The organism is Lachnoclostridium sp. An14 (assembly GCF_002160755.1).
Classification (GTDB): domain Bacteria; phylum Bacillota; class Clostridia; order Lachnospirales; family Lachnospiraceae; genus Lachnoclostridium_A.
In genome coordinates this window covers 1-14446 of sequence record NZ_NFLE01000006.1, presented here as the reverse complement: position 1 = coordinate 14446, position 14446 = coordinate 1, and the positions used below count along the sequence as shown (strand labels likewise).

10 protein-coding genes are annotated in these 14446 nt (G+C 40.1%); all 10 read left to right on the top strand.

The window, feature by feature from the left end:
* The first annotated feature begins 27 nt into the window (after positions 1-27).
* The 10 genes from B5E84_RS04950 (at position 28) to B5E84_RS04905 (ending at position 14369) form a co-directional block, all read left to right on the top strand.
* Positions 28-1395 carry a sugar transferase gene (locus B5E84_RS04950; RefSeq protein WP_087220088.1) on the top strand — a complete coding sequence of 456 codons (1368 nt, stop codon included), beginning with the start codon at positions 28-30 and terminating at the stop codon, positions 1393-1395.
* Complete coding sequence (locus tag B5E84_RS04945; RefSeq protein WP_087220086.1) at positions 1364-2497, top strand: glycosyltransferase family 4 protein; 1134 nt, start codon at positions 1364-1366, stop codon at positions 2495-2497. Before B5E84_RS04950 ends, B5E84_RS04945 begins: the two co-directional genes overlap by 32 nt.
* Positions 2494-3303, top strand: coding sequence for a glycosyltransferase family 2 protein (locus B5E84_RS04940; RefSeq protein ID WP_087220083.1), 810 nt, complete (start codon positions 2494-2496; stop codon positions 3301-3303). The genes B5E84_RS04945 and B5E84_RS04940 overlap by 4 nt, the downstream gene beginning before the upstream one ends.
* Positions 3300-4211 (top strand): glycosyltransferase family 2 protein, encoded by a 912-nt coding sequence (locus B5E84_RS04935; protein ID WP_087220080.1) that lies wholly within the window; start codon positions 3300-3302, stop codon positions 4209-4211. The genes B5E84_RS04940 and B5E84_RS04935 overlap by 4 nt, the downstream gene beginning before the upstream one ends.
* Before the next feature lie 2 nt (positions 4212-4213).
* Positions 4214-5335: a glycosyltransferase gene (locus B5E84_RS04930; protein ID WP_087220077.1), complete on the top strand. Its 1122-nt coding sequence runs from the start codon at positions 4214-4216 to the stop codon at positions 5333-5335.
* On the top strand, positions 5301-6401 hold the full coding sequence (wecB, locus tag B5E84_RS04925) for a non-hydrolyzing UDP-N-acetylglucosamine 2-epimerase (protein WP_087220074.1): 1101 nt from the start codon (positions 5301-5303) through the stop codon (positions 6399-6401). Before B5E84_RS04930 ends, wecB begins: the two co-directional genes overlap by 35 nt.
* Before the next feature lie 19 nt (positions 6402-6420).
* Positions 6421-7197 carry an ABC transporter permease gene (locus tag B5E84_RS04920; RefSeq protein ID WP_087220071.1) on the top strand — a complete coding sequence of 259 codons (777 nt, stop codon included), beginning with the start codon at positions 6421-6423 and terminating at the stop codon, positions 7195-7197.
* Positions 7194-8465 (top strand): ABC transporter ATP-binding protein, encoded by a 1272-nt coding sequence (locus B5E84_RS04915; protein ID WP_330374175.1) that lies wholly within the window; start codon positions 7194-7196, stop codon positions 8463-8465. The genes B5E84_RS04920 and B5E84_RS04915 overlap by 4 nt, the downstream gene beginning before the upstream one ends.
* Positions 8465-13579 (top strand): glycosyltransferase, encoded by a 5115-nt coding sequence (locus B5E84_RS04910; protein ID WP_087220065.1) that lies wholly within the window; start codon positions 8465-8467, stop codon positions 13577-13579. Before B5E84_RS04915 ends, B5E84_RS04910 begins: the two co-directional genes overlap by 1 nt.
* 109 nt (positions 13580-13688) lie before the next feature.
* The gene (locus tag B5E84_RS04905) at positions 13689-14369 is read left to right on the top strand and encodes a hypothetical protein (RefSeq protein WP_143469175.1); all 681 of its coding nucleotides are present in this window, start codon (positions 13689-13691) and stop codon (positions 14367-14369) included.
* The last annotated feature ends 77 nt before the right edge of the window (positions 14370-14446 follow it).

Sequence of the window (14446 nt, the reverse complement as noted above, 5' to 3'; positions counted from 1 at the left end):
GAAATTAAAAGTTAGGAATGAACTGCAATGAAAATACAGGAGAAATACAAACGCCTGGTAAAGCTGTTGTTTTCGGCAGTGCTCACAGGAATGATGGTGGCGGTGTACGCCTACGTGTGGACGGATTACTTTAACGGACAAATGCTCCAGGCGCCCTTTTTCAGAAGGGGAAACTGGATGATGATCTGCCTGTACGGCGTCCTGCTGATCTTTTTTATGAAACTGTACGGAGGCTACAAGGTAGGATATTTGAAAAATGGAAACCTGATCTATTCCCAGATCCTGTCTGTGTGTTTTACAAATACCTTTACATATTTTCAGATTGCCGTTTTGGATAAGAGATTTTATTCTCCGGCGGTTCTTCTGTTAATGACATTGGTAGAGGCATTTATCATCGTGGTCTGGACATTGGTTTTCCAGCGGTTGTACAGATGGATGTATCCGCCGCGGCGGATGCTTTTGATCACAGGAGACCGGCCGGACTATCACCTGATGGAAAAGATCAATACCAGAGAGGACAAGTACGAGATCCAGGATAAAATCAGCTACAAACAGGGCTTTGACGCTTTTGTGGACCGGGTCCAGGCGTTTGACAGCGTAATCGTGGGCGATATTCCGTCCCATGACCGCAACCGCATTTTAAAATATTGCTACGAGAACAATATTCGGTCCTACACCGTTCCGAAAATATCGGATATTCTTCTGAAAAGCTCGGATGAATTGAATTTGTTTGATTCGCCGCTGCTGCTGTCCAGAAATAACGGACTTTCCATTGAACAGGAATTTATGAAACGGGCGTTGGACATCATTGGGTCCCTGGTGGCGATCATCATTACGCTCCCGTTTTTTGCAGTTATTGGCATCTGCATAAAATTGGTGGACGGCGGTCCCGTTTTATATAAGCAGGTGCGTCTCACAAAGGACAGGAGAGAATTTGAAATCTACAAATTCCGTACGATGATCATGGACGCGGAGAAAAACGGCGTGCCGCGCCTTGCCTCAGAGAGGGATCCGCGGATTCTGCCAGTAGTAGGGCAGCTGCTGCGGCGAACCAGACTGGATGAGCTGCCACAGATTTACAACATCCTGAAAGGGGATATGTCCATCGTAGGCCCCAGGCCAGAGCGTCCGGAGCTGATGAGTGAGATTGAGGCGGAGATCCCGGAGTTTTCCTATCGCTTGAAGGTGAAAGCGGGACTTACCGGCTATGCCCAGGTATACGGAAAGTACAACACTACGCCCTACGATAAGGTGAAACTGGATCTCACCTATATTCGGAATTATTCCATACTTTTGGATCTGAAACTGATTATTATGACGCCCAAGATTATGCTTTTAAAAGAAAGTACGGAAGGTGTGAAGGATGAAGAAGGCACTGCTGGTGACAACTGTTAGCGGATTTGTCCCTCAATTTGAAATGGGAAATGTGCGCATACTTCAGGAAATGGGGTATGAGGTACATTATGCGGCAAATTATCATATGCCCTCATACGGAGATGACAACAGCAGACTGGAAGGGACCGGAATCATACGCCACCAGGTGGATTTTGAGAGAAGTCCCTACAGCCGGAAAAATCTGGCTGCGTATCGCCAGCTGAAAGAGCTGATGGTACGGGAGCGGTTTCAGCTGGTACATTGTCATACTCCTATGGGGGGAGCTCTGGCTCGGTTGGCGGCTCATGCGACGCATACCGGGCCTGTGGTTTATACAGCCCACGGCTTTCATTTTTTTCAGGGGGCGCCGGTTCTCAACTGGCTGATCTATTATCCCATTGAGAGATGGCTTTCCAGGTACACCGATGTTCAGGTTACGATCAACCATGAGGATTATGTGAGAGCCAAAGGTTTTCATGCCAAGCGTACAGCGCGGATTCACGGGGTCGGCATTGAGCTGAAACGGCCGGAGCCCTTTGACCGGGAAACAAAACGGGCGGAGCTGGGAGTAAAACCGGATGAAATTTTGCTGATAACGGCAGGGGAATTGAATAAAAATAAAAATCAGCAGATGGTGCTGGAAACACTGGGCATATTAAAAAACAGGACGAGCCGGCCTTTCGTGTATATGGTCTGCGGAAAAGGGGAATGCCTGAGCCTGCTGCGGGAAAAGGCGGAAAAGCTGGGCTTACAGTCCTGTGTCCGGTTCCTGGGATACCGGGAGGACTTAAGGGAAATCCTGGGGGCCGCGGACGTGTTTCTCATGCCGTCTTACCGGGAAGGGCTCCCGACGGTGGTTATGGAGGCCATGGGCGCGGGCCTGCCGGTGATCGGAACGGATATTCGTGGTAACCGGGATCTGATCTCTCCGGGAGAGACCGGGTATCTGGTGAAGGTGAATGACGGCGAAACTATGGCGGAAGATTTGAAACTGCTTTTGGAACAGGACGATCTGCGGGAAACCATGGGAAAGAGAGCCAGGGAGGCGATCCGGCCCTTTGGCCGGAAACAGGTAGAAAAAGAGATGAGAGCGATTTACAGTTCGCTGGAAGGACAGACATGAACAGAAAAGTCAAGGTATCTGTAATCATGGGAGTATACAATGGGGCCGCCAGCCTGGACAGGGCGGTGCAGTCCATCGTGGATCAGAGCCTGCGGGACTGGGAGCTAATCATCTGCAACGACTGTTCCACCGACAATACAGGAGAGAAGATCAGAGACTGGGCCAGAAAGGATTCCAGGATTGTTTATTTAGAAAACAAGAAAAACCTGCGGTTGGCGGCGACTTTAAACCGCTGTATCCGAAAGGCCTCTGGGGAGTATATCGCCAGGATGGACGACGACGATGTCAGTTATCCGGACCGTCTGGAACGGGAAGTGGAATTCCTCGACGCTCATCCAGAATATGCCTTTGTCTCCGGTCAGATCGACGGATTTGACGGACAGCGGCTGATCCCGGACTATTGGCACCGGAAGGAATGCCCGCAAAAACGGGATTTTCTGTCGGGAAATCAGTTTGTCCATCCGGCTGTGATGTTTCGCAGAGAATGCCTGGAGAAGGTGAACGGCTATCGCGCGGATGCCAGTACCAGGCGGATGGAGGACTACGATTTGTATATGCGGCTCTACGCGGAAGGCTATCAGGGCTATAACCTGCAGAAATCCCTTCTCCGATATACCATCAATACGGGAAAGGATAAATACCGGTACCGGATTGACGAGGCGAAAGTCCGCTGGAGAGGATTTTGCTGTCTGGGGCTTATGCCGCGGGGACTGCCCTACGTGTTTCGTCCGCTGGCGGTGGGACTGATTCCCAAAGGGTGGCTCCTGAAATGGAAAACAAGAAGAAGGAAATGCAAGGTTTCATGATAGGAATTGTCATCTTAAATTATAACAGCTGGCAGGACGCGGAAGAATGTATTCAGAGCATCTGCCGTTCGGAACAGAGTGCCGGTTACTGTATTTACCTGGTGGACAATGCGTCGCCGGAACGGCCGTCTGCCGCCATACTGCGTTACTTGCGGGAAACGGGAGTCAGGCTGCTGCAAAGTGACAGGAACTGCGGCTACTCTGCCGGGAACAATATTGGGATAAAGAAAGCTCTGGAAGATGGCTGTGACGCCATTTTGATCAGCAATACGGATGTCCGCTATGAGCCGGGCAGCATTTCCGGACTGAAATCTTATCTGGATGCGCATCCCGATGTGGGAATTGTGGGTCCGAAGATTATTTTGGGCGACGGGAAACTCCAGCGGGAGTGCATGATGTTTAAAACCGGCCCCAGGGAAAAATACCTTCTGAGAACCCGTTTTCACATATTTTTTCCAGGCTACAACCGCCGGTACTGGGGGCGGGAACACGACTACGATCGGGAAACCTTTTCTGTGTACGCGGTGATGGGCTGCTGTTTCATGATGAGCCGCGCCTGCGCCCTGGATGTGACGCCCCTGGATGAGAACACCTTTCTCTATGAGGAAGAACTGATCCTGGGAATCCATATGGAACGCGCCGGTTGGAAAACGGTGTACTATCCCGGCAGCGTAATCCATCATCTCCATGGCAAAACGACGGAGCGGGTAAAGGCTTTCGCCTATACCTGCAACGTGTGCAGTGAGATTTATTATTGCAGGGAGTATTTGGGGATGAAACGGTGGGAGATTTGGCCGCTTTATGGGTATCGGACGGCGGTGTATTGGGGGAAATGCCTTTGTAACAGGGAGTATCAAAATGGTAAGAAAAAATATATATATGAGACATTTGAAGAAATGAGAAAATAGAGATGAAGATAGTGTATTTTGCTCCGATTCCTTTTGATGAAATCAAACAAAGGCCACAGTGCTTAGCGGAGGAACTGTCAAAAAGCAATGAAATTTGGTACGTTGAACCAACAGTTAGCTTGATGAGGTGTATGTTAAAAGGAAATGGAGAATATCGAGGATTTGAGCGAGAACACACGTCAAATCTGCATATTGTCAGATTATCAGGAAAGACGAATGTTCATGAAAAGTTAAAGTTATTTGATATATTTGGTTTAGGAAATTGGGAAGAAAGCTTTCAAATTCGTCCATTACTGGAACAGGCGGATGTTGTATGGATTGGATATGAAGGTTGGTTTCGTTTATTTGTTAATGATAAGAAACGGTTTATTGTCTATGATAAAATGGATGATAATGTAATGCTTACACAAAATCGTCTAATAAAAAAATTCTTAAAACGGATGTACAGCAAACTTGTAAAAAGAGCAAATGTTATTTTTGTTACAGCTCATAAATTTTTAGATGACTTAAATGAAAAAAGGCAGGCTGTGTATTTGGTTCCTAATGGAGTGGGATTTGAGAAACAGTATTTTGGAGAAACAGCTATTCCGATTTCTGTAAAGAAACGGATTGGTTATATTGGAATGATAGGACATTGGTTTGATGTTGAAGGCGTACGCAGGCTGGCACTAGCGAACCGGGACGCGGAAATTATCTTGGTAGGCCCTAATTATATGCCAGTTATAGATGAACCAAATGTAAAATATTATGGTAAGGTTCCGAAGTCAGAAGTAAATGGTTGGATAGAGTCTTTTGATGTGTGTTTGTATCCATTTAAGAAAAGTGAACTTTTAGACACCATTGATCCAGTGAAAATATACGAATATTTGGCGTGTAATAAACCAGTAATTGCTGTACATAGCCGTGAAATAGAGAAATATGACCAACGGGTGTATAGTTATGATACTATAGAGGAGCTGATAGCATTATCAAAAAAAGAGTTGGAAAAGCCGTTCAAAAATCAGGAGGAACTTCAGGATTTTTTTAAGGCTAACAGTTGGCAATGTAGAGCGGAAGATATTATTAAAATATTAGAGGAGGAAATAAGAAATGAAAAGAAAAGTGATGTTAGTGTTTGGAACTAGACCAGAAGCAATTAAAATGTGTCCGTTAGTGAAGGAGTTAAAGAGCAGACCAGAATTGGAAACTGTGGTTTGTGTAACCGGGCAGCATCGCCAGATGTTAGATCAGGTATTAGATGTATTTGAAGTAAAGCCAGAGCATGATTTATCAATTATGAAGGACAGGCAGACTTTGTTTGATGTAACAATTTCTATTCTGGAAAAAATAAAGAGTGTTTTGGAAAAAGAGCGTCCAGATGTAGTGTTAGTACATGGAGATACAACAACTACATTTGCTACGGCGTTATCTGCATTCTATTTGCAGATTCCAGTAGGTCATGTAGAAGCTGGACTGCGCACGTATAATATATTTTCACCTTATCCTGAAGAATTCAACAGACAAGCAACAGGAATCGTTTCTCAATTTAATTTTGCGCCGACAGAAAAGGCAAAGAATAATTTGCTCAAGGAAGGAAAAAGGGCAGAGACGATATTTGTTACAGGGAATACTGCGATAGATGCTTTAAAGACAACGGTAAGGGACAATTATAGTCATCCAGAACTTGAGTGGGCAAAGGGGAGCAGACTGATTATGCTGACTGCGCATAGGAGAGAAAATCTGGGTGAACCAATGTATCATATGTTTAGGGCAATCAGAAGAATCGTGGACGAGACCCCGGATATTAAGGTAATTTATCCGATTCATATGAATCCAGTTGTCCGTAAAGCAGCAGCAGATGTGCTGGGGGATGACGATAGAATTCATATTATTGAACCGCTTGAAGTATTAGATTTTCACAACTTTTTATCGAGATCTTATTTGATTTTGACAGACAGTGGCGGAATTCAGGAGGAAGCCCCTTCTTTGGGAAAACCTGTTTTGGTTATGAGAGATACAACAGAGCGTCCAGAAGGGATAGAGGCAGGTACATTAAAACTTGTTGGTACGTATGAGGAAACGATATATAAAGAGTTTAAAACACTGTTGACGGACCGTGATGAATATGCAAGGATGAGCCATGCCAGCAATCCTTACGGGGATGGCTTTGCGTGTAAAAGGATTGCAGATATTTTGACAGAGAAATTGTAACAATGAGAGGACAGAGGCTTTGAAAACGATAAAGGAAATATATGAATATCGAACGATGATACAAAGCTTAGTGAGGCGTGACTTGCGAGGGAGATATAAAGGTTCGGTATTAGGGTTTTTATGGACATTTATAAATCCGCTTTTGCAACTTGTGGTGTATACCATAGTTTTTTCGGTGATTATGAGAGCGGGTATTGAGAAATTTTATTTATTTTTGTTTGTCGCGCTTGTACCATGGCTGTTTTTCAGTTCTTCAATCATGAATGGGGCTATGTGTGTGTTGCAGCAGCAGGATATGGTGAAGAAAATTTATTTTCCCAGGCAAGTTTTGCCCATAGCAAGTGTTACTAGCTGTTTTGTAAATATGTTACTTAGCTTTGTGGTTATTTTTGCGGTTTTGATTTTTTCGGGGTATGGGATTAACTTGCAAGCTGTCTTATATTTACCTGTGGTTATGTTGGTAGAATATATATTGGCATTAGGTATAGCTTTGATTACTTCAGCACTAACCGTTTATTTTAGAGATCTGGAACATATTTTAAGCATAATTACTATGGCGTGGTTATATTTAACGCCCATTATGTATTCCGTTGATATGGTCCCAGAACAGTTTCTGCCGATATTTTATTTGAATCCTATGACACCCGTTATAATCGTTTATCGGGATATATTATATTATAAGACAGTACCCGAAATTGCTACGCTTTTTCAGGCGTTATTGATTGGCATTTTGGCAATGCTGGTTGGAAACTATGTATTCAGTAAATTACAAAAAGGGTTTGTGGAAGAATTATGATGCAGAAGGAAAATGCTATCGAAGTAAAAGATCTGAAAAAGAAATTTAAAGTTTATTTAGATAAGGGGAATGATTTAAAAGAGAAAATTCTTTTTCGTAAGAGAAATCAATATGAAGATAGGTGGGTTCTTAAGGGGATTAGTTTTAATGTAAAAAAGGGTGAAGCGGTTGGCTTAATCGGCAAGAATGGATGCGGAAAGAGCACTACGTTAAAAATGTTGAGCAGAATCATGTATCCTACAGAAGGTAGCATTGAAATTCAAGGCAGGGTATCCAGTTTGTTGGAATTAGGTGCCGGATTTCATCCAGATATGTCTGGGAGAGAGAACATTTACACGAATGCTTCAATTTTGGGACTAACCAAAAAGGAAATTGATAATCGACTAGAAAGAATCATAGCATTTTCAGAACTAGAGGAGTTTATTGATAACCCAGTAAGGACATATTCGTCTGGTATGTATATGAGGCTTGCTTTCTCAGTAGCTATTAATGTGGATGCTGATATTTTGCTGATTGATGAGATACTTGCGGTTGGAGATATTGGTTTTCAGACTAAATGTATGGAAAAATTAAGAGAAATAAAAAAAGAAGGAGCGACAATTATAATTGTATCTCATGCAATGGGGCAAATTGAACAGATATGTGATAGAGTGATTTGGATAGAGGATGGCAAAATAAAGGAGGAGGGAATACCTAAATTTATAGATGACAAATATTTAGCGTCTATGGAAGAAAAACGCTTATCAAAAGTCGATAATAAAAAAAATCAACAGCAAAAGTTATCCAATCAGGAAAAACAAAAAAGTTCTTGGAGTGATAGAGTGATTCGGAGCGGAAACCGAGATGTTGAAATTGTAGATGTTGCTATGCTAAATGACAATACGGGTAAGAACATTTATAAAACAGGAGAGCCTATCACTGTTTTGGTAGATTACAAAGTAAACAAACCGGTAGAATCAGCCGATTTCACGATTGGAATTGCGAGAGATGATGGAATTTACTGTTACGGATCAGGAGTGATGCTGGATTCGCAAAAACCAAGTAGCATCCAAGAAAAGGGACAGGTTCAAATTCAACTGACTCAAAATGAATTACTTCCGGGCAAGTATTTTTTAGACGTCGGAATACAGTCGGCGGATGGAGTGTTATATGATGCGGTGTGCAGTGTTCTTGAGTTCCACATTACGACAGATCGTGTAACAGAATATGGAATCGTGAGCATGAAACACATTTGGCAGGTTGACGGTAAACAAATAGAGAAGGTGTAATGAAAATGACAATAGACGATTTCGCCATTAATTCTAATGAATGGTGGGAAATGTATTTTTCACAGGGAATGTGGAAATCGTTCGATGGAGAAGGACAGACTCAGTTTTTTGGGAAGGTTTTAATTGAAAATTTACCGGACAAGGTTAGGAAAAATTTAGATGGGGTCAGTATCTGCGATTTGGGATGCGCCGAAGGGGAGGCAACAGACTGTTTTGAACAGGTATTTGGAAATGGAGTAGAAGGGGTAGATATTTCTTTTTCTGCAATTCAGGCAGCAAGAAACAAATATCCTCATATAAAATTTCTTTGTACGGATTTTGAAGATATACAAAAAAAATATGACTCTGTAATATGTTCAAATGTTTTAGAGCATTTGGAAAATTATTTGCATTATATTGAAAAGATGTGTTTAATTGCAAAAAGATATGTCATTATTATGGTTCCGTATAAAGATTGTAGTGGGGAGCCTTCACACATTAACTACTTTGATGAGAAATCGTTTCCGGTTCAAATAAAAGATTTTTGTTTAGTGTATGAAAAGGTAATAGATACAAGTGAGATTGAGAATACGTATTGGAAGGGCCAGCAAAAACTGTTTGTATATGAGAAATGCGGAAAGAGAGGGATCAAAATGGATAACAAATTAGTTCCGTTAGTAGAAACATGGGATAAAGTTGCGGAGACTTACAAAATAGAAATTGAAAATAGTGAGCGAGAAATTGCAGATGCAATAGCGTTACAATTAGAAAAAATAGGGATTTATCCGGGCGCCTCTTTAGTGGAATTAGGATGCGGAAGTGGTCACTTGTCTGCGTGCCTTGCTCAAAAAGGATATAAGACCGCTTTAGTGGATTTTAGTGATACTGCTTTAGAAAAAGCGAAAGAAACGTATCGGCTGTATCAATTAGAGGGCGAGTTTATTCATGGTGATTTGATGGAAAAAAACATGGGGGACTCGGTTTATGATTTAGCTTGGAATAGTGGAGTAATGGAGCATTTTGGGGATCATGAATTGCAGATCGCAATTATGAATGCAGCCAGCTACGCGAAAAAGGGCGTATTTTTTGTAGTACCTAATTCTAAAAGTATTTCCTATAATTTGATGCGGGCCCGGTTGATGAGCAAAGGGAAATGGGAATATGGGATAGAGTATTTACGAGATGATTATGACATTATTCTTAGAAGGTTGGGATTTGAAAATGTGAATGTTTCTTATCTTAATACGTCAGGGATGTCAGCGAATCATATGTTAGTAGCGAATGAAGGTTCAGGAGATTTAAATGATTTATACGAATTGTTAATGGAGAAAGGCTTTTTGCCGGACAGTGAGGGGTATTTGGCTGTCTACAGTGCATTAAAAAGTAAAGTGATCGAAGTATCACAAGAAAGTGAATACAGAGGGGATACGGAGACTAAGACACAGATTTTTGATCTTACTACGGAAAATTACGGATTAGTGGCTGATAGGCAGAAGGTAGGGGAGATAGAGGAAACGTATCAGAGGAAGATTGAGTTACTGGAAAAACAACTTGCAGAATGTCATGAAGAATGCGCGCGTCTCCAGACACAGTTTCAGAATAAAATTAAAAATAGTACGGAAGAAATATCACACTATAAAGAACAGCTGCAGAACACAAAAGAACAATTAAAGAGTACAGAAGAACGGTTGAAAATAAAGAATGATGAATTATGCAAAACGATAGATGAGTTAGAGGAGAAAACAATACAACAAAAAGAATCAGAAGAAAGGCTGATCGAATGCAATCAAAATTTAACTGATGTTCGAATTAAGCTACAGCAAAAAGAAAGAATTATTCACGAAGCATTGGCAAAGTGTAATGAAATGCTGGGCTCAAAGTTATTTAAAATGACGCATTTATTATATCGAACGAAATATCAGGGGTTTAATAACACTGTGGAGGAGAAGAAACGGTATCGCAAATGGGTTATGTCTCAGCTACGAAGAAATGGTGGTGATGCAGATCGCCGGTATAATCCTCTATATGGTATAGTTCAAATACTAGAAAAAGAAGGAGAAACTTTAGTAGAGGATACTATTGGTTTTGGAGACTCATTAAATACTCCGTTAGGGGAACATTTATCTAAAGAGAAAATTAGACTTTCTGTCGGTGAATATGATCAAAAAGAGGTTGATGAAATTCGGAGAATTATAGCCTCTAGAAAATACAAAGGGATTTTGGTGTACCCTCATGTCGTATATTGGGAACCGCTACAGACACCGCAGCAACTATTACGTGCATTTGCGCAAACAGGATGGCTGTGTTTCTTTTGCGAGCATCCAAATTTAAAAGATGCTTTTAGAGAGGTTGAAGAAAACGTTATTATTGTACATGAAAAAGAATTTTTAAGAGCAGTGGGAGATACAAATGTAACGATCTTACTTACGTGGATGGGTTCTTTAGCGTTTGTTGAGAGTGTAAAAAATAAGACGATTTGGTATCACATTCTTGATAAACTGGATTTATTCCCATATTATGACGACAGCTATTATAAACTTCATCAAAACTATGAGCGCAAAGCGGAATGTGTCAGCTACGTAGCTACGCCTCTTTTGGAGTGTTTAAAAGAACGGAAAGATGCAGTCTATCTGCCTAATGGTGTTAATCCGGATGAATTTGTAAACATTCATGAGGATTATATTCCTGAAGATATGAAGGGTATAGTGGCAACTGGGCATAAAATTATAGGGTATTATGGTTATCTCGCAGAATGGATGGATTATGATATGGTAAGACAAGCTGCTCAGTTAAGGCCAGAGTACGAGTTTGTTTTTATCGGGAAAGCAATTTATGATACTTCAAAGATTGAGAATGTTCCCAATATTCATTTACTGGGTTTAAAACCTTATAAAGAATTATCAGATTATGCGAAACTATTTGATGTGGCTACAATACCATTTGTCATTAATGAAAAGATGGATTGCGTTTCGCCAATTAAATTTTATGAGTATTGTGCAATGGGATTGCCTGTAGTGACTTCCAGGATGAAGGAGATGGAAAAGGAAGTTTGTGAATTTGTGGCGTGCGCTAACGGTGTGGATGAATATCTATTTTATTTAGATCATTTTACAAAAGAAGATATAAAAAAAATAGCGGCCGAACAAGCAGGGGAAATTGCTGAGCGGAATACTTGGTTAGCACGAGCCAATCGAGTAGAGTATCATTTGATGAATTCTTATATGGAGGTGTTGGAGAAACCATATGACAAATTTGATGTAATTATTTTGGGAGTAATAGATTATGATTTTAGATTCCAAAGACCTCAGCACTTTGCGGTCAGATTTGCTAAAAATGGACATAGAGTATTTTACATCAATGCGAATCATTATAAACCGGATGAAATACGCAAAATAGATGATAATCTGTATGTAATAAATATTCATAATGAAAAAGAAAGCGCAATTCATCTCACGGATTGGAAGGATCAATTACCAGATCTGTATGCGAAATTGGATGTTGTTGCGAATCAATATTGTATTCGTGATGCTATTACTATCGTAGACTATCCAAATTGGATTTATGCGGCTGATTATTTTAGAGAAAATTACGGATTTAAAATTATTACGGATTATATGGATGACTATACAGGGTTTTTGAATCCGGCAGAGAAATTAGTGGAAGAAAATTGCAAACGCTTGCTGGAACTGTCAGATGAAATTATAGCCAGTTCTAAGTTTTTGCAGGAGATTGCAGAGAAATATCAAGATAAAGTGGAAATTGTCCGCAATGGAACGGAATTTAATCATTTTAATTGTGCCTTAAAAAAGACTAATAATATCAGGAAAATTGTAGGGTATTATGGTGCTGTCGCGGAATGGTTTGAATACAAGATGGTTTTACATTTAGCAAAGAATATTCCGGATTGTGATGTTGTGATTATTGGGAATGTTACAAAATGGAACAAGGAGCTGTCTCAGTATCCGAACATTAAATTATTGGGCGAAAAACCATACAAAGACTTGCCGCAGTATCTGGAAACGTTTGACGTTTGCTTAATTCCCTTTGATACATCAACAGATTTGATTAAAGCAACAAATCCGGTCAAATTTTATGAGTATTTAAGTGCTGGTAAAAAAATTGTAGCAACGGAAATTCCAGAATTAGAGCCATATAAAAATAAGTATGTATATATGTCAAACGACAAAGATAAATTTGTTGAGTATGTAAAATTGTGTTTGACGGGTGAGGATACTTTGGCAAGTGTTGATGAATGTGTGCAATTTGCTAGAGAAAATGATTGGCAAAAACGATATGAGATGTTTGCGGCACTTTGCAAAAATACAACCCCAAGAATCAGCATTGTTGTTTTGACGTATAATAATCGGGATATTAATAAAATGTGTATTAATAGTATTCTTAGTAAAACGGCCTATCCCAATTATGAGTTAATTATTGTGGATAACAATTCACAGGATGGGACAAGAGAATATTTGAAGGAGTTGCAGAAAACAAATCCTGAAATAAAGATTATTTTGAATGAATCAAATATGGGATTTGCGGCTGGGAATAATGTTGGTATTAAAGAATCTTCGGGAGACTATGTGGTTCTGCTGAATAACGATACGATAGTCACGAGAGGGTGGTTAACGGCATTGAGTAAGCACTTGGAAAATGATCCGAAACTTGGTATGTGTGGGCCGGTTACTAATTCTATTGGTAATGAGGCAAAGATAAAGGTGGATTATCATGATTTTCCAGGTTTGGACTTATTTGCTTATCAGTATACGACGCAGCATTTAAATGAGGAATTCAGGGATGTGCGTGTACTGGCTTTATTCTGTACTATGATTCGCAAACAGGTTATTCAGCAATGCGGATTATTAGACGAGTCGTATGGAATAGGAATGTTTGAAGATGATGATTATGCGGAAATGGTAAAAAGAGCGGGATATGAATTAACCATTGCGGAAGATGCGTATATTCATCACTTTGAGAGCGTGTCCTTTAAAAAGTTGGAGGATGAGACTTTTAAGAAATTATATGAGGAAAATAAACAAAAATTTGAGAAGAAATGGAATATGAAATGGGAGATGCATAAGAAGAGACCGGGAATAAAGTGGGATACCAATATTGATGTAAATCTTTTGAAATAAATTTAGAACCATTTAGGTGTTACGGAAAGTAAAAAGGCTCTGTATTACTTTGAAAGTAATACAGAGCAAACTGGGTTTGGGGGGTCAGTTGCGGGAATTGTACGGTATTATGAAAAGAACAAGAATAATAATTGGTTTAATATGTATATTTTTATGCGTGACTTTTTTTCGGCTATGGATCAATAAAAATGATTTCGGTGAAGTGATTACAATAACTGTAAAGGACAGCGAAGATAGAAGATATGATTTGTTTTATGATAATGGAAAAAAAGGATATCCGTTTACAGATGGAGTACAGACCCTACAGCACGAAGGAATAAATGAGAAAACACAACTTACTTTTGATGTTCCATATGGCAGGGATACTAAACTCAGAATAGATTTATATAATACATTAAAGGGAACGGAAAACGTCGTTAGTATATATGAAATAGTTGTAGAGACAAAGTATGAAAAAAAGAAATTGACGGCTGAAGACATTTATAAGATATTTTATCCATATCCAGATGCAAATGTAAAATTAGAAAATGACCATGTTGTAATTTCATTTGTATCTGATGTGCTTATGTTTGAAACAACAGAAAAAATCCCGTATCAACAGATAGAGAGTGCGAAGAAAGCAAACGGTATAATAGCGATATTAATAAATGTAGTTTATGCTGTAGCTATTGCGGCAATAATTGGGGCTATAGGTATAGGATTTAATAAACTGAGTTTGTTAAATCCCAATTTAAGACAAGAAATATACTTAAACCTGAATTATTCACGACTTTGCCACGAATGTGGCTGAAAGCCACATAGTTACTGTATTTTAACTGAATATTGCTTTTCACCTATCAAGTGAATGAAAAAAGAGCATCCATTTGT

What these genes read in the sequence shown, in the direction of transcription:
- B5E84_RS04935 (WP_087220080.1), top strand. Translation starts at nt 3,300, where the DNA reads ATGATAGGAATTGTCATCTTAAATTATAACAGCTGGCAGGACGCGGAA.
- B5E84_RS04945 (WP_087220086.1), top strand. Translation starts at nt 1,364, where the DNA reads ATGAAGAAGGCACTGCTGGTGACAACTGTTAGCGGATTTGTCCCTCAA.
- B5E84_RS04905 (WP_143469175.1), top strand. Translation starts at nt 13,689, where the DNA reads ATGAAAAGAACAAGAATAATAATTGGTTTAATATGTATATTTTTATGC.
- wecB (WP_087220074.1), top strand. Translation starts at nt 5,301, where the DNA reads ATGAAAAGAAAAGTGATGTTAGTGTTTGGAACTAGACCAGAAGCAATT.
- B5E84_RS04930 (WP_087220077.1), top strand. Translation starts at nt 4,214, where the DNA reads ATGAAGATAGTGTATTTTGCTCCGATTCCTTTTGATGAAATCAAACAA.
- B5E84_RS04950 (WP_087220088.1), top strand. Translation starts at nt 28, where the DNA reads ATGAAAATACAGGAGAAATACAAACGCCTGGTAAAGCTGTTGTTTTCG.
- B5E84_RS04940 (WP_087220083.1), top strand. Translation starts at nt 2,494, where the DNA reads ATGAACAGAAAAGTCAAGGTATCTGTAATCATGGGAGTATACAATGGG.
- B5E84_RS04915 (WP_330374175.1), top strand. Translation starts at nt 7,194, where the DNA reads ATGATGCAGAAGGAAAATGCTATCGAAGTAAAAGATCTGAAAAAGAAA.
- B5E84_RS04910 (WP_087220065.1), top strand. Translation starts at nt 8,465, where the DNA reads ATGAAAATGACAATAGACGATTTCGCCATTAATTCTAATGAATGGTGG.